Source organism: Facklamia hominis CCUG 36813, from assembly GCF_000301035.1.
In the GTDB taxonomy this organism is placed as follows: domain Bacteria; phylum Bacillota; class Bacilli; order Lactobacillales; family Aerococcaceae; genus Facklamia; species Facklamia hominis.
In genome coordinates this window covers 1,407,597-1,430,713 of sequence record NZ_JH932292.1, presented here as the reverse complement: position 1 = coordinate 1,430,713, position 23,117 = coordinate 1,407,597, and the positions used below count along the sequence as shown (strand labels likewise).

At 31.4% G+C, this 23,117-nt stretch carries 23 protein-coding genes and 2 pseudogenes; 7 read left to right on the top strand and 18 right to left on the bottom strand.

What is annotated here, in order from left to right:
- Positions 1-90 precede the first annotated feature (90 nt).
- The 4 genes and pseudogenes from HMPREF9706_RS06685 to HMPREF9706_RS06670 form a co-directional block, all read right to left on the bottom strand.
- The gene (locus HMPREF9706_RS06685) at positions 91-1,359 is read right to left on the bottom strand and encodes an MFS transporter (protein WP_006908603.1); all 1,269 of its coding nucleotides are present in this window, start codon (positions 1,357-1,359) and stop codon (positions 91-93) included.
- Positions 1,360-1,425: 66 nt separating this feature from the next.
- Positions 1,426-2,064, bottom strand: a complete 639-nt coding sequence (gene pyrE, locus HMPREF9706_RS06680; protein WP_006908602.1) for an orotate phosphoribosyltransferase — start codon at positions 2,062-2,064, stop codon at positions 1,426-1,428.
- Positions 2,065-2,080: 16 nt separating this feature from the next.
- The gene (gene pyrF, locus HMPREF9706_RS06675) at positions 2,081-2,812 is read right to left on the bottom strand and encodes an orotidine-5'-phosphate decarboxylase (RefSeq protein WP_006908601.1); all 732 of its coding nucleotides are present in this window, start codon (positions 2,810-2,812) and stop codon (positions 2,081-2,083) included.
- 340 nt (positions 2,813-3,152) lie between these two features.
- Positions 3,153-3,996, bottom strand: a pseudogene (locus HMPREF9706_RS06670) (KilA-N domain-containing protein).
- Positions 3,997-4,749: 753 nt separating this feature from the next.
- On the opposite strand from HMPREF9706_RS06670, the gene HMPREF9706_RS06665 reads away from it, so the two are divergent.
- The 5 genes from HMPREF9706_RS06665 to HMPREF9706_RS06645 all read left to right on the top strand — a co-directional run bounded on the left by HMPREF9706_RS06665 (position 4,750) and on the right by HMPREF9706_RS06645 (position 9,846).
- Positions 4,750-4,965: a helix-turn-helix domain-containing protein gene (locus tag HMPREF9706_RS06665; RefSeq protein WP_006908599.1), complete on the top strand. Its 216-nt coding sequence runs from the start codon at positions 4,750-4,752 to the stop codon at positions 4,963-4,965.
- Positions 4,946-5,605, top strand: coding sequence for a response regulator transcription factor (locus HMPREF9706_RS06660; protein WP_006908598.1), 660 nt, complete (start codon positions 4,946-4,948; stop codon positions 5,603-5,605). Before HMPREF9706_RS06665 ends, HMPREF9706_RS06660 begins: the two co-directional genes overlap by 20 nt.
- On the top strand, positions 5,598-6,575 hold the full coding sequence (locus HMPREF9706_RS06655; RefSeq protein WP_006908597.1) for a sensor histidine kinase: 978 nt from the start codon (positions 5,598-5,600) through the stop codon (positions 6,573-6,575). Before HMPREF9706_RS06660 ends, HMPREF9706_RS06655 begins: the two co-directional genes overlap by 8 nt.
- A 99-nt stretch (positions 6,576-6,674) precedes the next feature.
- Entirely contained in the window at positions 6,675-7,364 is a 690-nt protein-coding gene (locus tag HMPREF9706_RS06650; protein WP_006908596.1) for an ABC transporter ATP-binding protein, read from the top strand.
- Positions 7,351-9,846, top strand: a complete 2,496-nt coding sequence (locus HMPREF9706_RS06645) for an FtsX-like permease family protein (RefSeq protein WP_006908595.1) — start codon at positions 7,351-7,353, stop codon at positions 9,844-9,846. The genes HMPREF9706_RS06650 and HMPREF9706_RS06645 overlap by 14 nt, the downstream gene beginning before the upstream one ends.
- Positions 9,847-9,988: 142 nt before the next feature.
- Here the strand turns inward: HMPREF9706_RS06645 and HMPREF9706_RS06640 are convergent, their stop codons facing one another.
- The 12 genes and pseudogenes from HMPREF9706_RS06640 to HMPREF9706_RS09440 form a co-directional block, all read right to left on the bottom strand.
- On the bottom strand, positions 9,989-10,405 hold the full coding sequence (locus HMPREF9706_RS06640) for a hypothetical protein (RefSeq protein ID WP_006908594.1): 417 nt from the start codon (positions 10,403-10,405) through the stop codon (positions 9,989-9,991).
- Positions 10,406-10,417: 12 nt separating this feature from the next.
- On the bottom strand, positions 10,418-10,621 hold the full coding sequence (locus HMPREF9706_RS06635; protein ID WP_006908593.1) for a helix-turn-helix transcriptional regulator: 204 nt from the start codon (positions 10,619-10,621) through the stop codon (positions 10,418-10,420).
- 1,025 nt (positions 10,622-11,646) lie between these two features.
- The gene (locus tag HMPREF9706_RS06630) at positions 11,647-12,936 is read right to left on the bottom strand and encodes a DUF2254 domain-containing protein (RefSeq protein ID WP_006908591.1); all 1,290 of its coding nucleotides are present in this window, start codon (positions 12,934-12,936) and stop codon (positions 11,647-11,649) included.
- Between the two features lie 370 nt (positions 12,937-13,306).
- Positions 13,307-13,492: a DUF4926 domain-containing protein gene (locus HMPREF9706_RS06625; protein WP_006908590.1), complete on the bottom strand. Its 186-nt coding sequence runs from the start codon at positions 13,490-13,492 to the stop codon at positions 13,307-13,309.
- Positions 13,492-13,806: a hypothetical protein gene (locus HMPREF9706_RS06620; protein ID WP_006908589.1), complete on the bottom strand. Its 315-nt coding sequence runs from the start codon at positions 13,804-13,806 to the stop codon at positions 13,492-13,494. The genes HMPREF9706_RS06625 and HMPREF9706_RS06620 overlap by 1 nt, the downstream gene beginning before the upstream one ends.
- A gap of 1,827 nt (positions 13,807-15,633) precedes the next feature.
- On the bottom strand, positions 15,634-16,740 hold the full coding sequence (locus tag HMPREF9706_RS09285) for a YecA family protein (protein ID WP_006908588.1): 1,107 nt from the start codon (positions 16,738-16,740) through the stop codon (positions 15,634-15,636).
- A 94-nt stretch (positions 16,741-16,834) separates the two neighbouring features.
- A complete protein-coding gene (locus HMPREF9706_RS06605; protein WP_006908587.1) occupies positions 16,835-19,585 on the bottom strand; it encodes a DNA methyltransferase in 2,751 nt (916 codons plus the stop codon).
- Positions 19,579-19,794 (bottom strand): helix-turn-helix domain-containing protein, encoded by a 216-nt coding sequence (locus HMPREF9706_RS06600; RefSeq protein ID WP_006908586.1) that lies wholly within the window; start codon positions 19,792-19,794, stop codon positions 19,579-19,581. The genes HMPREF9706_RS06605 and HMPREF9706_RS06600 overlap by 7 nt, the downstream gene beginning before the upstream one ends.
- A 171-nt stretch (positions 19,795-19,965) precedes the next feature.
- Complete coding sequence (locus HMPREF9706_RS06595) at positions 19,966-20,235, bottom strand: hypothetical protein (RefSeq protein ID WP_006908585.1); 270 nt, start codon at positions 20,233-20,235, stop codon at positions 19,966-19,968.
- Positions 20,236-20,350: 115 nt separating this feature from the next.
- The gene (locus HMPREF9706_RS09280; RefSeq protein ID WP_231285860.1) at positions 20,351-20,542 is read right to left on the bottom strand and encodes a hypothetical protein; all 192 of its coding nucleotides are present in this window, start codon (positions 20,540-20,542) and stop codon (positions 20,351-20,353) included.
- A gap of 194 nt (positions 20,543-20,736) precedes the next feature.
- Positions 20,737-21,177 (bottom strand): hypothetical protein, encoded by a 441-nt coding sequence (locus HMPREF9706_RS09275; protein ID WP_006908584.1) that lies wholly within the window; start codon positions 21,175-21,177, stop codon positions 20,737-20,739.
- A gap of 18 nt (positions 21,178-21,195) precedes the next feature.
- Positions 21,196-21,687, bottom strand: a pseudogene (locus HMPREF9706_RS09440) (relaxase/mobilization nuclease domain-containing protein).
- 105 nt (positions 21,688-21,792) lie between these two features.
- Between HMPREF9706_RS09440 and HMPREF9706_RS09435 the strand changes: the two are divergent.
- A complete protein-coding gene (locus HMPREF9706_RS09435) occupies positions 21,793-21,930 on the top strand; it encodes a helix-turn-helix domain-containing protein (RefSeq protein WP_196793087.1) in 138 nt (45 codons plus the stop codon).
- Positions 21,931-21,989: 59 nt separating this feature from the next.
- The gene (locus tag HMPREF9706_RS09365) at positions 21,990-22,112 is read left to right on the top strand and encodes a hypothetical protein (RefSeq protein WP_006908583.1); all 123 of its coding nucleotides are present in this window, start codon (positions 21,990-21,992) and stop codon (positions 22,110-22,112) included.
- Positions 22,113-22,184: 72 nt separating this feature from the next.
- On the opposite strand, the gene HMPREF9706_RS09265 is transcribed toward HMPREF9706_RS09365, so the two are convergent.
- Together HMPREF9706_RS09265 and HMPREF9706_RS06580 are read right to left on the bottom strand one after the other, a co-directional pair.
- Positions 22,185-22,391 carry a BRCT domain-containing protein gene (locus HMPREF9706_RS09265; RefSeq protein WP_006908582.1) on the bottom strand — a complete coding sequence of 69 codons (207 nt, stop codon included), beginning with the start codon at positions 22,389-22,391 and terminating at the stop codon, positions 22,185-22,187.
- Complete coding sequence (locus HMPREF9706_RS06580) at positions 22,382-23,089, bottom strand: 3'-5' exonuclease (RefSeq protein WP_407918968.1); 708 nt, start codon at positions 23,087-23,089, stop codon at positions 22,382-22,384. The genes HMPREF9706_RS09265 and HMPREF9706_RS06580 overlap by 10 nt, the downstream gene beginning before the upstream one ends.
- Positions 23,090-23,117 lie beyond the last annotated feature (28 nt).

The window sequence follows — 23,117 nt, the reverse complement described above, 5'->3', positions numbered from 1 at the left end:
ACTAGACAAAAAGCCCCTAAATATCCACACAGGATACAAAGAAAACACCCCAAGTTTAACCTTGGGGTGTTGTTCCTTGATCCTATTTTATTAAGCTAGTGAAGAATTTGTACCAACCGAGTTATCTTCGACACCATCCGTCAATAATAAGGCGTCATACCGCTCTTTTTGCAAGTATGGCAAGGATAACATCACCATGAAGCTGATTAGATACAAACTCGCCAAGAAGAGCATGACGACTGATACCGAAGTACTATCTAAGATCTTCCCAATAATCACCGATGAGAATCCGCCGACCGCACGACCAACATTCAAGATCACATTATTGGCAATCGAGTGAATTCGACTGGAGTACAAGCGGCTTGTCATGGCTCCATAACCAGAGAACATCCCATTAACGAAGAAGCCAACGATCATTCCGCCAATAATCATCGTGACCGCCGAATTCGCAAATTGGAACAAATAGACCGAAGCCGAAGACATTAAGAGAAAGAGGCCGTAGGCTAGGCGCGGCCCTAAGCGGTCTAAAATTTGACCAAAAACTAACATCCCGATACACATCCCAACGATGGTTGCGATCATCCAAGTTGAAGAGTTTTTAACCGACAAACCTAGCGAGGCTTGCATAATACTCGGCAACCAATTCATCATGCCAAAATACCCTGCAATTTGAACGGTAGCCATCACCATCAAGGCAATCGTTTGATGGACTAAAGCAGGTGTTGCAAACAGTTCACTAATTGCTGGCTTTTCTTTATGTAAAGAAGACCGCTTAGCAGCGTAACGATTGGTAATTGTTGACTCATCCACCGCAAAATGTGTATAAGCCACTAAAATCATCGGTAACAATCCAAATAAGAAAAGGCCTCTCCAACCAAAAATTGGCGCTACAAAACCAGCTAATACGGCCGAACAAATAGACCCCACTTGCCCTGCAATCCCATTTAAGGCTGAGATCCGTCCCATTTTATGCGGTTCGACGATCCCGGCCATGATAGCGACAGCCACCCCATATTCACCGCCAACACCAATTCCAGCAATAAAACGCATCAAGTAAAGATAATAAATATTATGGGTGAAAAAGATCATGGCTGTAGACAAGGAGAAGATCATTATCGTCCATTTAAAAACACGGTACTTATTATAGCGATCAGCTAAGACGCCAAACAACAAACCTCCAACTAACATCCCGAAGTTAGTAATCGTCGCAATCCAGCCTCCTTGAGTTTGTGAAATCCCCAGACTACTTACAATACTAGACATTGAAAAGGCTAGAAACATCACATTCAAATCATCTAATCCTGAACCCACAATTGCTGTGATTAAAGCGCGTCGATCATTTCTACTCATTTTTTCCATTTTTTCGCTCCTTAATGAATGCTCTCGTCATTCTTTATTAATTCTTTTAGCAACAAATCGCCTTGACTAACCCTGATGAGCTTGGCTCCACCCCTCAGGATCCTTATACCAATCTGCCAATGAAGCTTGATAGTCTTTTAAGTCAGCTTGCTTCATCGCAATTTCAACCAAGCGAGTGTAGTCCGTCAAGGAGACAAAATCGATTCCCGCTTCCTTGAAAGCTTTCTGCCCACTGGCCAATTGATAATTAAAGATACTTACAACGCCTAATACTTGAGCTCCTTCAGATTGAATTTGACGGGCTGCATTCAAAACACTGCGACCCGTTGAGATCAAGTCTTCGATCAATACAACCTTATCACTTGCTTTTAAGACACCTTCAATGGCACGCCCTTTACCATGATCCTTGGCAGAAGACCTCACATAGATCATGGGTAAGTTCAGCTCAGCAGCCACAAAGGCTGCATGCGGAATACCCGCTGTTGCTGTCCCTGCAATCACCGTTGCTTGTGGATAATGAGACTGTATCGTTTGAGCTAATAAGCCTTCAATCACTCGACGTTCCTCGGGATAAGACATAATCAAACGATTGTCGGTATAAATGGGGGCCTTCAGTCCGCTTGCCCAAGTAAAAGGAGCCTGGGGACTGAGGCACACAGCATTGATATCTAATAAGATCTGTGCCGCTTGTTCGGATGGGGTCATACGCTTCTCTCCTATCTTAAAAATTTTTATTTTTTTCAGCTAATCCGCTTTGCCAATCCACTAATATCGCATGATAAGCCTCAACCGGATCAGATGCTTGTGTAATCGGACGTCCGACTACTATATAATCACAACCATTCAAAGCGGCATCATAAGGGGTGGCCGTCCGTTTTTGATCATCACCGCCTTGATTCAATCGAATACCCGGTGTAACCGTGATAAATTCCGAACCAAATTGAGCCTTAAGCGCCTTAGCTTCTAGCGGTGAACATACAACACCATCTAGCTGAGCCATCTGGGTGAGCTTGGCCAAATGACTGACACTTTCTTCCATGCTAACTTCAACAAGCTGCTCTTCATGGAGCTGCTCCGAACTCGTTGAAGTCAACTGAGTCACCGCCAGTAACAAAGGACGGGCCTGACCCGCTTTGACCCCTTTATCAATTCCTTGACGAGCCGCTTCCATCATGGCTCTCCCACCCATCGCATGAACATTTAGCATGGCCACACCTTGCTTAGCTAGTGACTTCATGGCCCACTTGACCGTATTCGGAATATCATGCAATTTGAGATCCAGGAAGATCTCATGCCCTCGGTCTTTCAAAGCATGAATCATGGCTATTCCACTAGTGTAATAGAGCTCCATACCGATTTTGACATTAAGCGGTTCTTGAAATTGATTTAAAAAATCTTCTAACTGATCCATTTCTTGAAAGTCAAGCGCAATAATAGGCTTTTTCGGATCCATTATTACCATCCTTCCTCAAATTCCGATTAAAAAGAAAGAACCTACACACGTGTGCAGGTTCATAAAAGGACATAATCATCTGACCATAAACTTAGCAAAAAGTACCTATTTATCGTCAATATTTATATGGTAGCTTTCATGTTTCTCGAACACGTTTAAAGATCCCTTAATTTCTTATCTAAGGATACGAAGCTTTACCTAGAATGTCAAGAGAGGATTTGGAATACTTTCCAAAATCCTAAAAAACATTACATTCTAATATCACCAAATCCATCTAATTATAGGACGTTTTCAAATTTTTAGTCCCGTCCCAGTACCAGACAATAACTCTATAATAATTTTAATTAGGTAGTTTTTTAATATCTAATTGGTTTAATTTTTCTAAAGATAAGAGTTGTGTCTTCGCAAGATTTCTAAGTTCAATCATTCTATCTCTTTGCTCTAATCCTTTTTCAATTAGAATTGCATTGTAGGATTCCATATTAGCAAGTACTAATAGTTCGTTAAGACTTGCATAGTCTCTCATATTTCCTTTTAAGTCGGGATTTTCTTCACGCCACTGTTTTGCTCTTTTATTTATTAAAAAGTGCTACATTAAGCATATCCGCTTCACTTGCATATTTAAAGGATAATTGTTCGTTGGTCAAATCTTTTAGGAGATATTCTTTAATGGCATCTGTATGAATTTTATAATTTATCTTTGATATTTCTCTATGCAGGTTCCAAGTTAATGATAATTTTGAGTTTTCATCTTCTTTAAGTCTTTGATAATCTTTAATTATATAAAGTTCAAATTCTGCAGATATCCATGAAGCAAATTTAAAAGCTATATCTTTATGAGCATATGTGCCGCCATATCTACCTAACTTTACAAATAGTCCTACTGCATTAGTGGTTTTCTGCCATTTTTGAGGTGATAAAGTAAAAGCGTTACTACCTGCCTCTTTTAAATACCCCTCGAATTCGAGGGGGTTAAAATCTGGATTATTTAACTGCTCCCAAATGCCAAGATATTCTATTGTATTATAGTTTCGTATCCAATTTGAAACAACTACATTAGGTTCTTCCTTGTTTTTATATTTTGCTATATCAGTAAGACTTATATAGTCATTTTTAAAATCTTCTGTATAAACCTCAATATCAAAGCCTTTAGCAGAAATTTTTTCTTTTTTAATTTTTGACAATACACTCCCTCCTTATCCTGGTTTAATCTTTATTACTTATATATAACATAAAAAAATGGCCAGGGAACCGTATGCTTCCTAAGCTAATCTCATGGTTAAATAATATATTCCAAATCACTAATTATCAAGTTTCATTGTCACTTTGTACCCATCCCAATTATTTCTATTTTTTATTATACCTTATTTTATCTTTGTTTTGCTATACATTCGGATTTTATCTTAAAAGCTCTATCACTTTCTTTTCGGCCTTATTCAAATCAACACTCAAATCGACATTTTATTGTCGTATTATTATTTGTTCGCTAAATTATGTAAAATATATCTATACAAAAAGACCGCAGCTTTTAACTACGGTCTAATTTTTTGTCCAAATGTAAACCACTTGAAACTATTATTCAATTTATTCTTTTTTACTTCCAGTACCATTTGAGTACCAGTAGCCTTTTTTCATTCTCTTTATAGCTTGTAATTAAGCCATTTTAGAAAATTTTGCGACTATTCCCATTCTTCTTTTCCAAACGTGCGATATATCCAAAACCATTCAAAATATTGCATTCAATTTTTCTAATACCAATAAATCCACCTAATTATAGGACGTTTTCAGATTTTTAGTCCCGCCCCAGTACCGGTACCGGATAATATAACCTATTCTAAAAGTCGGCTTGTTTAATGGATTTAGATTAATTTACTTATAAACGTGGTATAATATTATAGAAATACTGCACAAAGTAGAAGATTAATTTGAGGTGGATTATGGGATTTTCCTATGATAAATTATGGAAAAAATTAATAGATGAAAAGATGAATAAACTAGACCTACAAAAAGCCATAAACACAACTCCTCATACCATAGCTAAAATGGGACGAGATGAGAATGTGAGTATGGAAATACTTGGTAGGATATGTAGGTATTTTAAATGTGATATATCGGAAATATTGGAGTATAGAAATGAAAATACTAATGATTGAAGATGACAGCACAATTGCCTTTGCTGTTAAAACTTACTTAAACAAGCATAATATTGAAACGATTATTTATAACAACCTTTCTCAGGCAGAAAATCTTAATTTTAATGATTTTGATTTAATTCTTCTTGATGCTAATCTCCCAGATGGGTCAGGCTTTAATTTTTTAAAGTGGCTAAGAGAATTTTCTGACCTTCCTGTAATAATGCTTACTGTAAAAAATGAAGATGAATATGTTATAAAAGGTCTTTCCCAAGGAGCAGATGATTATATTACAAAACCTTTTTCTCTCCCTGTTTTAAAGGCGAGAATAGACAATGTATTTAGCAGAAAAATAAAAAAGGTTAACGAACTGACTTTTGAAAATTTATCTTTAGATCTTATATCAAAACAAGCTTCGATAGATAGAAAAGATTTAGACCTTAACTTAAAAGAGTTTGCTATATTGGAAATGCTTTTAGAAAACCAAAATATAAATCTACTAAGAGAGCGAATTTTAGATTATGTTTGGGGTTATGATTTTTATGAGGTAAATGACAATACATTAACTGTCACCATAAAGAGACTCAGATCTAAACTTGGAGATTATGGTAATCATATAAAAACAATAAGAGGAATAGGATATAGGTGGGACAATGAGTAAAAACAAAAATATTTTACTTGTCTTAATTTTAAATTTGATAATGTCTTTGTTTGTAATTTATCTAAGTCCAAGATTTGATATTCTAACACTTATTGGCTTTCTAGCTATAAATATAATTCTGTTTATAGTTATTTCAAAAATTGAAAAGAAAAAAGAAAAAGCTCTTGAGGATAAAATTAATAATATATTTAACCTACTACATTCGCTTGATATAAACTCTGATAATTACGAAATCATAGACGATGAATTTGGCAAACTCAGAGATGAGATTATTAAAATTATTATAGAAAACAAGAGAATAGCTGAAAATGCTGAAAAAAACAAAGAGATCTTAAGAGAATATACTGAAGACATTGCCCATCAAATAAAAACCCCTCTAACCGGATCTCTATTATTACTTGACTTATTAGATGACGAAAATGACACCTTTTCCGAAGAATATATAGAAAGACTCAGAGATAATTTACTTAGACTCCACAACTTATCTGATATTTTATTAAAATTGGCAGCCCTTGATTCAGGTACAATAGAAATGACAAAAGACAGGATATCTGCTCGAGGATTAATTGAAGATATTATACAAAACCTAAAGGATTATTTTATCAATGATAATATTGAAATTCCACTTGATGGAGATGACTTTTATCTTATATGCGATAAGAAATGGACCTATGAAGCACTTTTCAATGTGATGAAAAATGGTATAGAAGCTACAGAAGGTAGACAGATAGAAATCCAACTTAAAGAAACAAATCTATATAAAAGTATTTTTGTGGAAGATTTTTCTAAAGGTTTGGATCGTAAAATGTTAGAAAAAGTTTTTAAACGTTTTTATAAGCTGGATCCAAATTCAAAAGGTTATGGGATTGGCCTTCCTATGGCAAAATCTGTTATGGAAAGGCAAAATGGAGAACTTTTATATCACAAAGGGAAGAAATCAAATTCCTTTGAACTAAGATTTTATAACTGATTTAATTATGGCTGTGTAAATAAAGCACAGTCTTTTTTTCTAGTCACTTTCCAGTCACTTAAGTCTAATATCATCTAAGAAAGATAAGGAGGACTAAATATGAATATTGTAAAAACAGTAGATTTAACAAAAACTTACAATAGTGGAGTAGAAGTACACGCTCTATCAAATGTGAATTTTGAAATGGAGAAAGGAGATCTTGTTGCCATTATTGGAGATAGCGGATCAGGAAAGTCTACCTTGCTTCACCTATTAGCAGGAGTTGATAAACCAACAAGTGGGGATATTTTTATTCAAGATAAAAATATTACTAAGTTTAACAAAGATGAGATGACAATTTTTCGAAGAAGGAATATAGGCGTTGTCTATCAATTTTTTAATTTGATTCCAAACATCAACGTTCGAAAAAATATTTTACTTCCTCTTTTGTTAGACAATAAAAAGGCAGATGACGAATATTTAAAGGAAATTTTATCGATACTAGGAATAGAAGGAAAGCTTGATAGGTATCCAAAACAGTTATCAGGTGGTGAACAACAAAGAGTTGCCATTGCCAGAAGTTTGATTACAAGACCTGCCATAATCTTAGCAGATGAGCCTACAGGAAATCTCGATAGAAAGAATTCTGAAGAAATCACAGGACTTTTCAGACTTGTAAATAAGAGATTAAATTCTACAATTATGATAATAACTCATGATGAAAAAGTAGCAAATTCTTGTGATAAGGTCTATAGAATGGTAGATGGTAGGTTAAATTTCTTAGGAGATGAAACTTATGAAAATTATTAATGACCTAGCTGATGGAGCTGTAAAAAATAATAAGAAAGACAGTTTTGCTATTAAAATATCAATACTTTTAGCAGTAATGTTATTAGGAACTGTAATTTTTATCTCCAACTCGTTAAAAACTGACAAGTATGAGTATGTAAAGAAAACTTTTGGAGATTATCATGTGAATATAAGTGGAATTGACCAAGGTTTTTATGATAAATTAAAAAACGATAAAGATATAGAAAAAGTTTCTTTCAATAAAGTAATAAAAACAGACTTAAATGCAGTTATATATGAAAATGGAGATCCTGCAAGCCTTTTACGTTTTGATATTAAGGAAGGAAAAAAGCCAGAAAAAGCAAATGAACTTTTAGTACCAGAGAGATTTTTAATAAAAAATAAAGAATATGATTTGGGTTCTGAAATAAATGTTCGTGATAAAACTTATAAAATAGTTGGTACTTATAAAGATTTTAGCTATTCATTTGAAGAGGCTATGCTTGTAGGTTTATCTAAAAGTGATGATAAAAAAGTCTTGTTTGAAAAAAATGTTGGTACCGAAGCAGAAATTTGGTATAAAAATATAAGAGATACCTATACAAAGACTAGGGAAATTTTATCAGAAATGAATATTGATGAGAACCATGCCCTAAATATTGGTAGAGTATTTTATAATAAAGATATCTTAGAATATAAAATGGTCTATCCAAAAGGAATCATTCCACCAAAAAGTGTTGTAAACTCAGCTTTAGAACAATATGGAGCAGCCTTCTTTCTTTGCCTACTTTTTGCTTTTATCATTTATGGGGCTTTTAATGTATGGAACAATAGGGATCTAAAGGAAATTGCTCTATTAAAAAGCACTGGGATGACAGATAAGCAGGTAAAGCAATTAATTCGAAAGAAAGCATTTAAACTTTCAACCTTACCAATAGCCTTGGGAACAATCTTATCTTTGGCTTCTGCAAATCTGCTCTTATATTTGATGTGGCTTAATAATACAAAATCTTATCAAAACATATCAAATATTTTAGGTCAAAGTGTAAAATCTATGGATTTCCATTTCATATTTCCAAGCCCTATATCTATTTTAATAATTGTTTTGTTATCCTTGATAATGGTGTATTTTTCAGCATTGATCCCTGCCAAGAAAAGTGCGAAGATAAATGTTATCGAAGGTTTAAATGGGATTACAGAAAAAAATATTAAATTAGGAAAATCAAAAATAAATGGACCAATAGAAAAGACTTTAGCAAAAGATTATTACAGGTCTTATCGTTCAACCTATCGAATTATTGTAATTTCCATGGCTCTGTCTGCCTTGGTACTGACTACAGTTTTAGTTGACCAGTCATATAGAGCTTTAAATGAAAAATATAATTCTTATAAAAGTCCTTACAATTTTGAATCTAGTATTTATGTAGGTGATTTTTTGGATAAAAACTTTGTTCATGATATAGAAGAAGTTGAAGGCATAGACCAATTGCATGTATACCAAAGAGTTGATACAAAATTTTACGTTGGTGAAAATGAGGACTTTATTTCTAAGGATTTAAATGAAGCTTTAAATAGCGGTAAAATACCGGAAGATAAATTATATTCCAACATATATGCCTTAACAGATGAGGATTTCGAAAAACTTTTAAAAGAAAATAATATTTCGAATGCAAAGTATTTACTACTAAATAAAATTCCAAAAGATAGTAGAAGTCCTTATTCTTTTAATGAATATATAAAAATTTCTGATAAGGATACAGGAAAAGTAACTTTAAAATATAATGCAAATGGTAAGTCCATGCCTATAAAAATAGATTCAAGTATCGATGAAATGCCTTATAATCTAGAAGCTTATAATGACAATCAAATATCTATCTTTACAAGTGAAAGTGCTATGAAAAAATTTATTGATGAATATGGAATAGATGAAGGCAACCCAGTTTATTATTACTTTGTAAAAATTAAAGCTGATAATAATAAAGAAAAAGTATTTGAAGATGCTGAAAAAGTAATTTCAAATTATGTACCAAAATCTGACCATGGCACTTCTACAGAAATTATTAGAGCAGCTATGGATAAAGAACAAATAAAGAATGAACGACTTTTCAACTTAGCTATTCAAATCATTCTAATAACAATCGCTCTTTCCAATGCCTATAATAGTTTTAAAGGCAACCTTAGGGCAAGATCCAATGACTTTAAACTTCTATCAACAGCAGGTATGACAGAAAAACAAATGGAAAAGATGGTCTTCGGAGAGGGGAAAATATTGTTTAAAAATATTTTCTTAGCCTATATCTTTATGTTCATTATTGGAATTGCATTGAGAGCCTATAGAAGTAACTATGAATTAGCATTTGCGATAAAAGGTCTGATAACAAATATGAATTATATCCCTCTATTAATAGTATTTGTATTTATGATTGCAGGAGTTTTATTTGCAATAAAAAGTGGTTTTAAAACAATAAACGAGAACTCAGATAATACTTTCAAGAGTATATAAAAAAAGGCTGTGAGTATTCAAATGTAGTGCCCCCTAAAAAGTTGGACCAAAATCTAACTTTTTGGGGGCACTACACTATCCCTTGATTCTTAGTAGTTTTTATTTATCACAACAAAGATTACTTCTTCATCATCTAAATTACTTAAATTTTATTCCAGTTCTTCGCTTCTAATTTTTTCAAATTGTCTTTGTTAATTTCAAAAATTGTTCCATTAAAAGGAATTTCATATCCTATTCTTTTCCCAATGTGAACTAATTCTATAATAGCCTTATTATTTTTAACTTTGATATCAAAGGAACTAATTTCATTCCATGGCATAAATAAGAAATTTCTTTTTAAAGAATTGCTTATTTCTTCCTCGTGAATTCCCTTATTTGAAAAATATAGAATAAAAGTCCTGTTTGAATCCAACGTATAAAAAAGATTGCTCGCTATCAATTTTGCAAGACCTGTTTTTATGTCATTATGCTTAATTGCTAACAAGTGATTATCTAAATTACCGAATTCATTGTTAATTTTTTCATTTATCTCATTATTATCATTAAATAAAAGTCCCATATTAAAACCTCCTTACTTAAAAATAAATACTTCTTTAATATCTTTATTTAACACCTTGCATATTTTATAGGCTGTTTCAAGAGTTGGACTTATTGTATTATTTTCATACGCCATTATTGACCTTCTTTTCATACCAACAGCTTTAGCAAGTTTATGTTGGGATAGTCCAAGCTCCTTACGAAATTCTGCAATTCTATTCTCAATTACTACCTCCATATAATCACTTCCATATATACTTATAATACAAATTCATAGCATAACCAATGTATAGATATCCAATTTTATACCTTTGCAAATAACAGCGCATCACAATTCTTACCTTAAGTTATTTATATATGGTTACATTTATAGTACCATGGCGTTGTTTTTTGTCAAATCATTTTACTGACTTCTTTTATAATAGCCATTAAAATATTCACCACAACAGAATTGCTGGCCTGCTTATCAAAGAGACAATACAGCCTTAAGTAATTAAAAATTGGTTAAACCATAAAGGTGTTCAAACGATTCTTAACACCTATAGCCACTTGTGGGAAGGTGCGGATGATGAAGCATCTGACTTACTTTCTAATTTAAATAGGAATTAAGTGGGTTTATAAACAAAGAGCCTCGCAGTTGCTTTTATATTAGCAATTGCGAGGCTTTTATAGTTTATTCCCATTCTTCTCATCAAGCCGCACAATGCTCCTTTTCGTCGCATTGCTTGTTCTTGATACGCAGATGGGCCGTCATCAACTCTGCTTTCGCCTTACGGCTCGGCAATCGTTGGACGGACGTACGATATATCCCAAAGCCATTCAAAATATTGCATTCAATTTTTTCTAATACCAATAAATCCACCTAATTATAGGACGTTTTCAGATTTTTAGTCCCGCCCCAGTACCGGTACCGAAGAGTTATAACTTGTAGATCTATAATAATTAAATCTATCATATATATTAGTTTGGAATCATTTTCTATTTTTTTAACATTGTCCCATTTTCCTTTAATATTGACACAAGTTCAGAATCATTATTTTTAAATAGTAATTTTTCGTGTTGTATTTTTTATATAAAGATATTTATTTTTTGCTTATATTAAATGCATTAGGCTCAAACGTAAATATTTCATCATGTAAATGTCAACCAAAAATGGATCCGGAGTTATTATCTAAAAGTGGCCCACAAATAGTAAACTAATTGACCACATTTTTAATTGAATTTTGAATGCATTTAAATTTAAATAGATTCAGATGTGTTTTCCTATAAGCCTACGTGCTCTTCCATATTCTTTCTTATTCTTTTAAAAATTTTCAAATGCATTTCGTAAGTAAAATTTTCTATTAAAATTTCATAGCTATCATCAAAAAATTTTTTTATGCTTTTTTTAGCACCTATGTCTGCCATTGTGTATATGATATAAAGCCCTTGTAAAATCGCTTCGGTAACCAAAGGATCACCTGCTGAGTAGGAAATTATCTGGCTGAAACCAAGATATAGTTCATCCTCTACAGAATAACTTTGATAGATTATTTTTACATCTTCGTCCTCTTTCAGAATTATAAAATGATTGTCTGTAGATAAAAGTCTCCCAAACAATGATGACATTTTATTTATACACATTATTGCAGTATTTGGATCATTTGTGCCGGGGCTTAGGGCCATATTTGCGATTTCGGTTAAGTTTACAATTCCACGGTGATAATCTTCTTCTCTATTATTGTAAATATTTATTAAAAACAATGAACTTAATTTTTCTTTTAATTCTTTTTTATCATTATCATCTAACTCGCATTGGAATATATTTAATTCTCCTAAGGTTTCTCCTTTGATTGTGTATTCACCAATTCTCTTGTTTATAGACAGTTCTGCTCTTATGCCATTAAGCTCTTTAAAAATCTCATCTGCTTTTATTTCAAATAAATAACCTGAACTCTCAGCTACAATTGATAACTTTGTAGATTCGTCGCTTTTTTCGTAATGCTTAGCTTTTTCTCTTAGTTCTACCTCTTTATCAATAAGTTTTTCGCAATCATTAAAAATATATTCTATAATATTTGATACTTTTATATTATCAAGAACCTGTCTTGAGAAAGCTATAAAACTAAGCATTGCAACTATGGCATAGGCAATGCCTAAACTTCCAGCTACAACATGTTGGTCTGGACCAAGATCTTGTAATAAAAGGATACTGATTACTGAATAGAAAAAACCACTTACAAATATACCATATAAACCAAGAACTCCTGTCCTATCTATGAAACTCTGAAGCAATCTAGGCGATACGCTACTACTATATTTATTAAGTACAGTGACAATCGTTGTAAAACAAAAAGTACTTATAGTCAAAAATATTCCAGATATATTAGAAAGAAAATCTACCGAAACTTCAACGGACAGCAATAGTTGTTTGGGAATATAAGATTTAATTGCAATATATCGATGATCAAAAATCCAGGTAACTAAAAGAAGCAACACTGTTAAAATTATAAATCTTGACATCCTTAAAAAATTCTTATTATTAAAAAACCACAATTTAATTTTGGACAACATACATCAACCCCCTATTTTAATATTGTAATTATAAAACTATATTATAGTATACTTGATTTTTATCCAATATAAATGAGTATATTCATCTCCATGTCATTGAAAAATCCTTAGGGATTTTCTTGCTTATTTTCCCCAATTGATCTTCGATTAATCTCTAAAAGAACCAACTTAATTACACCCATTTATATAATATTCAAAAATAACCTGTGAGGAAAGATGGGTAAAATAGACGAAGTACAGCTATCTCCGATATGAAGCGTGCTATGGTAGTAAATAATAATGGAAGCTTTACTATTTATTCAAAAGAATATAAGAATAGAGCTTGTATGATTCATTTTTACAAGCTCTATTTACAAAAATTTAAATTCTATTAGAATGACTCTATTATTTCTAGTTTTTTTAAAGGAGTCATGACTACATCTATGGTATCTCCATCTTTATCAAAAAACTCAACTTCACACTTTTTATTATCATAAAGCAAAACAATCGTTCCTCTTGTTCCTTTACTTATTTCTTTGTAATCCTCTTTCAATTTTACAACATCTAATTCATCCATTATAAATTTTTAACTCTTTCAGTTTCTCTATCATCAATCTCAAAAGACCCATCATTTATTTCATATAGTCTTTTTTTTAGTTTCTCTAATAATACAAGCATTTTATACTTGTCTTTTTTCTCTTGTTCTTCATCGAAAAAGCAAGCCTGATCATTATAGTCAAAGTGGTAGTAAGATGTAAACAATTCTTGAATTGTTTCATTTATATCCCATATATTTTTATCATTATCTACTTTTTCAATTCCTGTTAATAATCTTCCTTTCTCTTCATCAAAATACTCAGTCCATATTGGACCTTCTCCAAAATCTAGCATGAGTTTTATTTTTTTTATATAGCCTCCTATCTTGGATAAACTGAAACAATAAATCCATTTGTTCCAAGTGCACATAGTACATAATGTTTACCACCAAAATCATATATTCTGGTAATTTTTATACTTTTTTTAACATTAAAAATTATTTTTCCTTGTTCTATAACATTCTTTATAAATGAAGGTATGGAGTTTTTATTCACTCCAAATGCAGATTTTAAATTTTCAGAATGACCTTCTAAAAACAAGTTTCTGCTTTCAATAATAATTGAATCACTAACTACTAGAATGACAAGTAATGTTGAATCGTTATTTTACAAATCTTATAAACACATCTTTTTAACATATTTAATTGCAAAAAAAGAACGCAGCTTTAAACTACGGTCTTATTTTTTGTCCAAATGTAAACCACTTAGAAGAATTATTCAATTTATTCTTTTTAGCTTCCAGTACCAGCAGCCATTTTTCATTCTCTCGATAGCTTGTAATCAAGCTATTTTAGAAAATTTTGCGACTATTCCCATTCGATTTTGAGTAACATATACTTTCTTATAAATTGCGTAAAATAAAGCCTTTCTATCTTCTTTATGTTTAGATTATCCTATTTATTTGTGGTTATTTGATTTTTTGCAAGCATTTTGCAAGCACAAAAAACTAAACTATAGAACTTAGATTTCAGCTTTACTTTTAGTTTCAAACAATTGTTTGCCTCTTAATTATGAATTGCCTCCAGTTCACATAGAATAAACTTGTCCCAAACTCCAACACTACTCTTTACATCTCAGTTACTTGGTAGTGTCAAATATTTTGTCTGCATCAATTTTCATTCCTATGAACATAAATCTTTTTGTATCACATCATCACTATTTGGACTTATAAACTCTTTTTTATGAACTTTTATAAAAATAGGTATATTATAATTCTCACTTCAATATTTTTGATACATGACTAACTGCTTCTCTCAGGTCCTCTTGAGCTAAAATTGCTACACTGTTGTACCTTTCTTTTATATCTTCTTCTACGTCAATTATATTTCGATCATAGTTTTCTATTAATAAATATCCTAGCCAACGAAAAACAATTAATAAACTACAAGTTTTTTCCTTAGAATTCTGTATGATGTTTATATAATTTATTTTCTCTATAGCTTCAACAATTGACCAAATCAATATTCTCTATAATGTGATAAGCATTATAGCATTCGACATATTCTTTAGATTTTTTACCCAGCACTGTTTTTAATTCAATCCTTCCAAGTAAATCACTTAAAAAAGCCACCACATGTTATGTTTATCTGTGAAGCTAACTATTTCTTCTTTAAATCCCTCTATTTTAGGTTTCAAAGCATTTTCGTGTTTTTCGTATACAACATATAATCTTGCCAATCACCAGAGCTTCTTGGAATATTATATTTATTGAATATAACATTCTCCAAATAATAAAAAATCTCTTGCATACAAGAAAAATTCATTAACAGATTCACTGTAAGGCACTATCCCTTTTCAAAAAATGATTTTACATTATCTTGAATCTCTGACTTTAAATTTGGATATTCAAATGGGATTGACGCAACCAATGAAATCATAGTGCCTAACAAAGCTCCATTCAAAAGCTCATTTATAATTATGATTCTATGATTTTCCTTTCCATTGCTACCGTGTAAGCTCCAACTCTTAAATGAGATCGCAATAATACCTATTTATAGGCTTTAGTAGATTTAATTTTGTATAAGAAAGCTGTTTTTCCTAATATCATTCCCATTTCTAAAGAAATTTTATCATTTTACTTTCATAAACTCTTCATCAATTCAGCTTGTTTTTAAACCAAATGCTAATTTGTGAAATATTCGTTTAATCTCGGATATTTAGTTTTATTAGCCCTAACCCTATCAAAAATAAAACCTCTAAATTTCATTGCTGCATTAATAGATAAATCGGTCTCTTCAAAAGTAGGATAGTATCCTGCATGCACAATCTTGTTTCTCATACTATAAGTGTCAGCATACCATTCATGTATGGCGGTACCTGACCTAGTTAAATCCCATGTTCCACCAAGATATTGGGATAATTTTTTTTTAATAATACTCATGAAACTTTCCTCTTCAAGTTTATTTTGTATATCAATTTCAGTATATTTTAAACACACTAAAATTTCTTTATATATAATCCTAATTATAATTTCAATATTAGTTTGAATACTTATAACAGCCTCATCATAAAAGCCTTCTCTAAATTTTCTATTCGCTTTTAAAACATATGATTCAGCATGTAACAGAGGGTTTGTCTGTTCATTATAAATGTTATAGTGTCTAATGAAATCGTTAATCTTATCATGATGAATATGATCTTTTTGACAATTAAAATTCATGTGAAGAATAAATAAACTCTTATTACTTATTTTTTCCTCTAAATTTACTAAATTAATAGCTGCAATCGGGAAAAGTGCTTCTTTATTTATTCGGAAGCAACTATCATCTTTAGTACAAACTGTATAGGCTATAATCTGCTTGTTAAGTTCTTTTAGTGAGTAGTCAAATAAAATATTTATAATCTCTTCCGAGCTTATATTACCCTGATAATTGCCAGAATTATAACTTATTCCTATAATCACAGAAGTATAATATTTTTCTACGGATAAATCTTTATGTTCTACTACAGTTTCATTTCTTTTTTGTAGTTTATACAAATAATGCAAAATACAATCTTTTTTTTTGAAACTAAACAAACTCTTATCCTCTAATGCAATTTGAAATGGCAATGATATCTCAAATTCTAAATAAGTATTTATTTCAAAATCAAGACTTTTATATAATGGTTCTATTTCACAATAGAATTTATCATCTCCAATAAAGAAATTAGATTCTTCTTTATTCAAACAACATTTCTTATATTTTTTTCCACTACCACATGGGCAAGGATCATTTCGTCCAATTTTCATCCGTAATTTTAATACCTCCCTCTATATCCATACTTTACAAATACTTTAAAGATTGTAGTGTTTTTATAAGTAACTTTTCGTCATTTAAAACTTTTTATTCAGCTAAATCTTTATACCTTTTCATTAATTCTGCTACACACTCTGACTCAGTCATTGTTCTCCAATCAAACCCATAGGCTTCCATTACAGCTTTATCATTTTCTTGATGCGCTTTTCTTAGTTCTACCGGCATGGTTAACTCATCATATAAATCAGCTAAAGAAGAATTAATGTATAAATTTCTTGCATCTAGAATATTTTGAGCTGTCTTTTCAATTTTATTTTTCTGACTGTCAGAAACTTTTGGCCATGAAAAATTATTGTAAACTACATCTTTCGAATATCTATAATCACTTTTTAGCCTTCCTGCTACTACTCTCATCCAAGCCATATGAACATTTGAAGTCAGAATACCAAAATCATATAAATTAGCATCTGGAACTACCTGTACGGCATCAGTAACAATTGTTTCCTTTGTTAAAAATCCCATAGGTATATATTTTCTTTTCTCTGAAGAAACCCTTGGAATTAAAATATAATCAGTATCCTTCGGTTGAGTAATTTGAGCAAATAAAGTTGGAGTCGTTGCAAACTTTCTGATCCCAGCTGCTTTACTACTTTCTCGTGCTTCTTTACATTTTCGTATTCTATCTAATACTAATGGACACTCTCTTAATTCTTCTGGTTTTGCATCAACCAGCCACAGACAATACCTAGACTTATTATTGATGAATTCTCTTGCACCTAATAAAGGACGAATAAATTTTTTTGCTTTTGGCTCTTTTAATAGAAACTCTTCCAATTCATCATCTTCAATAATTAAATGACCTCCATCTGCTGGTTTATTACCATATACCATTTTAGGGACATCACATATAGGCTTATTTCTACTTCTAACTAAAATATTAGGTCCATCAACTAAATATGGATTGATACTTTTCACCTTTTGAACTATTTCATCTTTATATAAAAGTTTTTCTGTTTTTTCTTCTTTAGAAAATCCTATAATAACGCAGTAAACACTTGCTTTTTGTGATGCTTCACTCTCCCACTTGAATGATTGGTACGCAAAATTAATATATACTTGTAAATTCTCCCAAAGTCTTGCAACTGTTTCTCCTTCAGCTATCGAACTAGTTGCTACAAAACCACAATGAATAGAAGTATTTTCAATATATATCTCAGCCTTTTTAAACCAACAAGCTACATAGTCTAAGTTTTTTATCCCTGGGAAAAGTAAATTCATATCTTCTTTTTGTTCATCTTTCATGTAGGTAAAACCAGAGAATGGTGGATTACCTATAATATAATCTAAATCATTCTTTGATATAACATCTTCCCAATCCATCCTTAGAGCATTCTCTTCAACAATATTCGGATAGCTCTTTAACGGTAAGAAATCAAGATTCATATTAACTATGTCTTCTGTCTCTTTCATCATTTGTGACTCTGCTATCCACAGGGCAGTTCTTGCTACAGATACAGCAAAGTCATTGATTTCAATTCCGTAGAACTGACTAATAAAAACTTTGATTGGGTTATGAATATGCCCCATTACAATCTGATTTCCATAAAGCTCTTTAAGAATTTCATTTTCTAATCTACGAAGTGAAATGTATGTTTCCGTTAGGAAGTTACCACTACCCGCTGCAGGATCTAAAAACTTTAAGGAAGCCATCTTATCTTGTAGCTCCTCAAGTCTTCTTTTCTTAACATTTAGTGTTTTTAAAGCTACTATTTCTTTGAATTCTTCCCTTAATTCTTCCATAAACAGAGGGTCTATTACCTTATGTATATTTTCCACAGAAGTATAGTGCATTCCACCTGAACGTCTTGTATCTGGGTTTAAGGTTGACTCAAAAACACCACCAAAAATAGATGGACTAATATTAGACCAATCAATGTTTGCAGACGCTTTATTCAAAATAATGTCGATAATTTCCTCATTTACTCTTGGAATAACAATATCTTCTTTTGCAAATAGACCGCCATTAACGTAAGGGAAAGCCAACAATTCTTCAGATTGATATGGATCTCTTTCATGTTCTTCTTGGTCTAATACCTTAAATAACTTAATCAATGCATCTCTAAAGCTTGATGGATCTTCACTATATTTTTTCAAGTAGTCATGGAACATATTATGACGACCAAATAAGCCTGCATCCTCAGCATAAAAGCAAAATACCAGACGTACACATAGAACATTTAGGTCTTTCAATATCTTCTCATCATCTGGATTGTTATATTGTTTTAGAAGTGCATCGTAAAGCACTCCTACCAACTCACCAGCTTGTATAGAAACTTCTATTGTTTTCCTAATATAATGGTCTTCTTCATTCACTAAAAAGTTAAGACGGTAATAGTCCTCTTCTAGATCCTTAAGATAAACAACTTCAGGCTCAGATTGTGGCTTATTCATATCAAAAATGTGAAATTCCTTAAAATTAGATAGTACTATCCATCTAGGTCTATCGTCATATGGTAATTCAATAGAATATCTTTTAGCTTGTTGGAATGGAGAAAGTAGTGAACCATCTGACTGCCTGATTCCTTTCCTCAAGTTTTTATCTATCGATTTTTGTTCAATTAAAACATGGGTAGATGGTATGTAGCCGTCAATAAAACTGGTGTTATCAAGCATAACCTGATCTTCAAAACGTATAGACTCAGCTGGATGCTCTACACCATAAACTTCATTTAAAAGTGAAAGCCAAAATCTAGCTGAATCACCTTTTTCATAACCAATTCCTTCCCATTTTTTAGCAAACTCTTTAGCTGCTTTTCTTTGTTCTCTCTGTGTTAACATTCTTCTCCCTCTTGCACGTAACTAACAATATCCCCAAAATCACAATTTAACTCATGACAAATCTTAGCTAATACACTCATACTAACAATTTTATTTTTTCCTAATTTAGCTAAGGTCGCTGATGAAATACCAGTTGCTATCCTTAACTCTTCTCGTAAAATGTTTCTTTCTTTTAATATTTTCCAAAGATTACTATAATCAAATCCCATAGGCCATCTCTCTATATTCTTCTTCAAAACTAATTTATACGTGATAATCAACTTGATTAGGTATTGCACTATCATCTTGATAAACCCTAAATAATTTAAATAACAAATTCAAAGCCATAAAATCAATACCATTGATATTTGTTTCCCATGTATTACTGCAGTTTTCAATTTCTATTTCTTTTTTTCTATCATTAAAGGATAATCAACAAATACTATCACACTTTTTTCTACTAGTTTTTTCTTTCTATTTGGCATTCGTTTGATTTTTCTATGGATATCAGGCTCTTGAAAACATGTCTTTTTAACTAAAATAGAACCGTCCAAAATATAATTTTCATTTCTAAATTTTGCATCATTTAGGTTATATGAACCATAAACATAAATCACATGGGATTCATCTTCTAAAATCTTTTTCATATATGCTCCATGCCCTATGCTCACGTATATCCTCCCCAATACCAATCTTTTTCCTTTTAGATGTTAAAGGTATTATATCAAAAGCAACTATCCTTTTAAAGAAAAACTGGTGTCATATCCAACACCAGTCAATTTAGGTTTAGCCTATTTCTATTTCTTTTTTCTTTATTTTTCTTCGTTTCGTATTTTGTTCTTGTGCTTCAACTACTTTGAGGCTATCTCGAATACTTTTCTTAGGCTCTACACCCCTCTTCATATACTTATCCATATTTATTTTCAATTGATTCAGCTCTTCATATTCTGAGCTTATCCTATTATGTTCTTGTGCCAATTCTTTCTGCTCTGACTGTAAAGCTTTTGGATGAGAGTTCAAATTTTGAAGTAATTCTTTAGCCTTTCTTCGCTTTAATCCTTGTGCTGTTTCTTTTTTTAGATGAGGAAATTGTTTGATAAAAAATTCAACTTCTTCATAGGCCTCTTTATAACCTCAATATCTTTCTTATTCATCATCCAATAAATCTTGTCCTAGGGATTTTTCTTATAGCCATCATAGTGGAATTTTTTATTGATACAGGTTTGAAGACTTTTAGCAATCTCCTTAATTAGTTTTTGCTCAAAATTTTTCTTATCGAATTCTTTTCTTAACTTGTTCATTTTATAAGATAAACTCGACATTGCTCTTTTCATTTCAGCTATTGATTCAAATCCCTTATCGTGAATCTGAAGCATTCTATTAGCTGCTGTATTCAAATTGTGTTTATCAGCCCAATGTTCATAGGCCTTACTGTCTTTTGCTTTAGAATTAACAATTACACCTATTTCCTTAGCTTTATTCTGGATTCTATTTTTAATAGAACTCTCTGAATAATTTTCACCTATGGTCTTTGCTCTAGTAAACCTTTGCTGATTCTCACTTCTAAACGTAATGTGCTTACCATGCTTAATTTCATGGCCTTTCTCTTTCATTTTAGAAAGAAAATCTTGTCAATTTATTGAAGATTTTATAAGCTTATCAATGTCAAATTGAAGTCTTGATTTATAACTGTTGCCTTTTGTATCTTCATTCCAGTAATACCAATTCATAAATATTCTTCGCTTAATTTCATTGATTTCTCTTTTTATTTCTTGATCAATAACTGATAAATGATGTTCCCTACAAAGCCTGTCACTTTGATTTCTGATATTCATATAAGAACCATAGTAGGAATGATAAACTTTGCCCTCATCAACATCGACTGAATTAAATATGATGTGATTATGGATATGATTTCTTTCTATTTATGTAGCCAAAACAAATTCATATTTTCCACCTAAAGCACTCTCACAAAGTTCATTACCTACTTGATGTGCTTCTTCAAAACTAACTTCTTATGGAACAAAAGATTGGACAAGATGATGTGCTAAGGTCTTTATTCGTGAACCAAATTTCTTCTTGGTAAGTTCAAATTCGTTATGAGCATTTTCTCTACTAAACAAGTGAGTAGTTACATAAATTTCATCGTCTGTTTTGTCTCTGTTACATATATAATCTATCGCCTTTTTAAGAGTAATTTTAAGAGGATGTAATGGAATAGAAAAAGCATAGCAGAGAGACTTAAATATCTGCGTTCCCTACACAATAAAACTCAAAAAGAATTTGCAGAGATGTTGGGCATTCCTCAATCATCAATTTCTACATATGAAAATGAAAAAATAACCCTACTATCGATGTGCTTATAGAAATTGCTGATAAATGTAATGTATCCCTAGACTGGTTAGCAGGACGGAGCTCATTCGCTATGAACCTATCAAGCATGAAAGAGTTTGTGATTTTCCTTTATGAGCTTTCTATGAAAAATGAAATAGGATTTAAGATAGAAGTTGAAGATAAGTTTGATGATGATATTGATGACACAAAATAATGGAATGCTAAATTGATTTACTATGGCCATATTGCTACTGCCTCGAGTTAGTTTATTCAAATAAAATAACTATTAACTTTCAATCAAATCATAAAATGTAAATTCGTCAATAATTTCTATATCTTGTCCTTCTAATTTCAATTTTTCAGCCTTTTTATGCTTTGATGATTTTTTTCCTTTTAGAATCGCATTATAATCATTATTACCGAGTATTAAATAATTTGTTGATTTTGTAACATTATTGTCTAATAACCCACCTAGGTTAACTACTATTTGCATTGCATCCTGCCTAACCATTTTTCTAATTTACCAGTAAAAACAACATGTCTATTGAAGAAAAAATTATCTTCATCAATTTCTACTTCTGTTGCATGTATTAATTTGATATCAATACCTTTTCCACCGTGAATAGAATTAACCCATAAGTCTTGAATTTCTAAACCTCTTTTATTCATAATATCTTTTATTGAGTCATATAATTCCTTTGTTGCAATACAATCTGATATAGATCGATGTTCATTATTTGAAAGACCTAAATATGATGTCAAGTCTGAAAGTCTATGATGGTTTAATTCTGGGAAAAGCTTCCTTGCAAATTGCATAGTATCTATATACTTATTATCTAACTCTATTTTAAATCCAGCATTTAAAAATCTTATGTCAAAAGATGTATTATGACCGATTATTACATCCATTCCAATGAAAGATAATACATCATTCATTACAAAGTCTATAGCGGGCATATCTTTTACCATCTCGTTTGTTATACCTGTTAAAGATGTAATAAATGAATCAATTTCATATTGTGGCTTTATTAATTGAGAATACCTATCCACAATTTTATTATCTCTTACTTTTAAAATTCCAATTTCTATAATTTCATCATAGTATGAGGATAGACCTGTTGTTTCTGTGTCCAAAACACAGTAATCATTAATTATTTGCTTTGTATAATTCTTATTAGCCAAAAGTCCCACATCCTTTCCAAATTATTATTAAATATAT

What these genes read in the sequence shown, in the direction of transcription:
- HMPREF9706_RS09265 (WP_006908582.1), bottom strand. Translation starts at nt 22,391, where the DNA reads ATGCAAATAGTAGTTAACCTAGGTGGGTTATTAGACAATAATGTTACA.
- pyrF (WP_006908601.1), bottom strand. Translation starts at nt 2,812, where the DNA reads ATGGATCCGAAAAAGCCTATTATTGCGCTTGACTTTCAAGAAATGGAT.
- HMPREF9706_RS06655 (WP_006908597.1), top strand. Translation starts at nt 5,598, where the DNA reads ATGAGTAAAAACAAAAATATTTTACTTGTCTTAATTTTAAATTTGATA.
- HMPREF9706_RS06650 (WP_006908596.1), top strand. Translation starts at nt 6,675, where the DNA reads ATGAATATTGTAAAAACAGTAGATTTAACAAAAACTTACAATAGTGGA.
- HMPREF9706_RS06665 (WP_006908599.1), top strand. Translation starts at nt 4,750, where the DNA reads ATGGGATTTTCCTATGATAAATTATGGAAAAAATTAATAGATGAAAAG.
- HMPREF9706_RS06635 (WP_006908593.1), bottom strand. Translation starts at nt 10,621, where the DNA reads ATGGAGGTAGTAATTGAGAATAGAATTGCAGAATTTCGTAAGGAGCTT.
- HMPREF9706_RS06605 (WP_006908587.1), bottom strand. Translation starts at nt 19,585, where the DNA reads ATGTTAACACAGAGAGAACAAAGAAAAGCAGCTAAAGAGTTTGCTAAA.
- HMPREF9706_RS06640 (WP_006908594.1), bottom strand. Translation starts at nt 10,405, where the DNA reads ATGGGACTTTTATTTAATGATAATAATGAGATAAATGAAAAAATTAAC.
- HMPREF9706_RS06600 (WP_006908586.1), bottom strand. Translation starts at nt 19,794, where the DNA reads ATGGGATTTGATTATAGTAATCTTTGGAAAATATTAAAAGAAAGAAAC.
- HMPREF9706_RS09275 (WP_006908584.1), bottom strand. Translation starts at nt 21,177, where the DNA reads ATGAAAGAGAAAGGCCATGAAATTAAGCATGGTAAGCACATTACGTTT.
- HMPREF9706_RS06660 (WP_006908598.1), top strand. Translation starts at nt 4,946, where the DNA reads ATGAAAATACTAATGATTGAAGATGACAGCACAATTGCCTTTGCTGTT.
- HMPREF9706_RS06625 (WP_006908590.1), bottom strand. Translation starts at nt 13,492, where the DNA reads ATGGATGAATTAGATGTTGTAAAATTGAAAGAGGATTACAAAGAAATA.
- HMPREF9706_RS09365 (WP_006908583.1), top strand. Translation starts at nt 21,990, where the DNA reads ATGAACCTATCAAGCATGAAAGAGTTTGTGATTTTCCTTTATGAGCTT.
- HMPREF9706_RS06645 (WP_006908595.1), top strand. Translation starts at nt 7,351, where the DNA reads ATGAAAATTATTAATGACCTAGCTGATGGAGCTGTAAAAAATAATAAG.
- pyrE (WP_006908602.1), bottom strand. Translation starts at nt 2,064, where the DNA reads ATGACCCCATCCGAACAAGCGGCACAGATCTTATTAGATATCAATGCT.
- HMPREF9706_RS06630 (WP_006908591.1), bottom strand. Translation starts at nt 12,936, where the DNA reads ATGTTGTCCAAAATTAAATTGTGGTTTTTTAATAATAAGAATTTTTTA.
- HMPREF9706_RS09285 (WP_006908588.1), bottom strand. Translation starts at nt 16,740, where the DNA reads ATGAAAATTGGACGAAATGATCCTTGCCCATGTGGTAGTGGAAAAAAA.
- HMPREF9706_RS06685 (WP_006908603.1), bottom strand. Translation starts at nt 1,359, where the DNA reads ATGGAAAAAATGAGTAGAAATGATCGACGCGCTTTAATCACAGCAATT.
- HMPREF9706_RS06620 (WP_006908589.1), bottom strand. Translation starts at nt 13,806, where the DNA reads ATGCTAGATTTTGGAGAAGGTCCAATATGGACTGAGTATTTTGATGAA.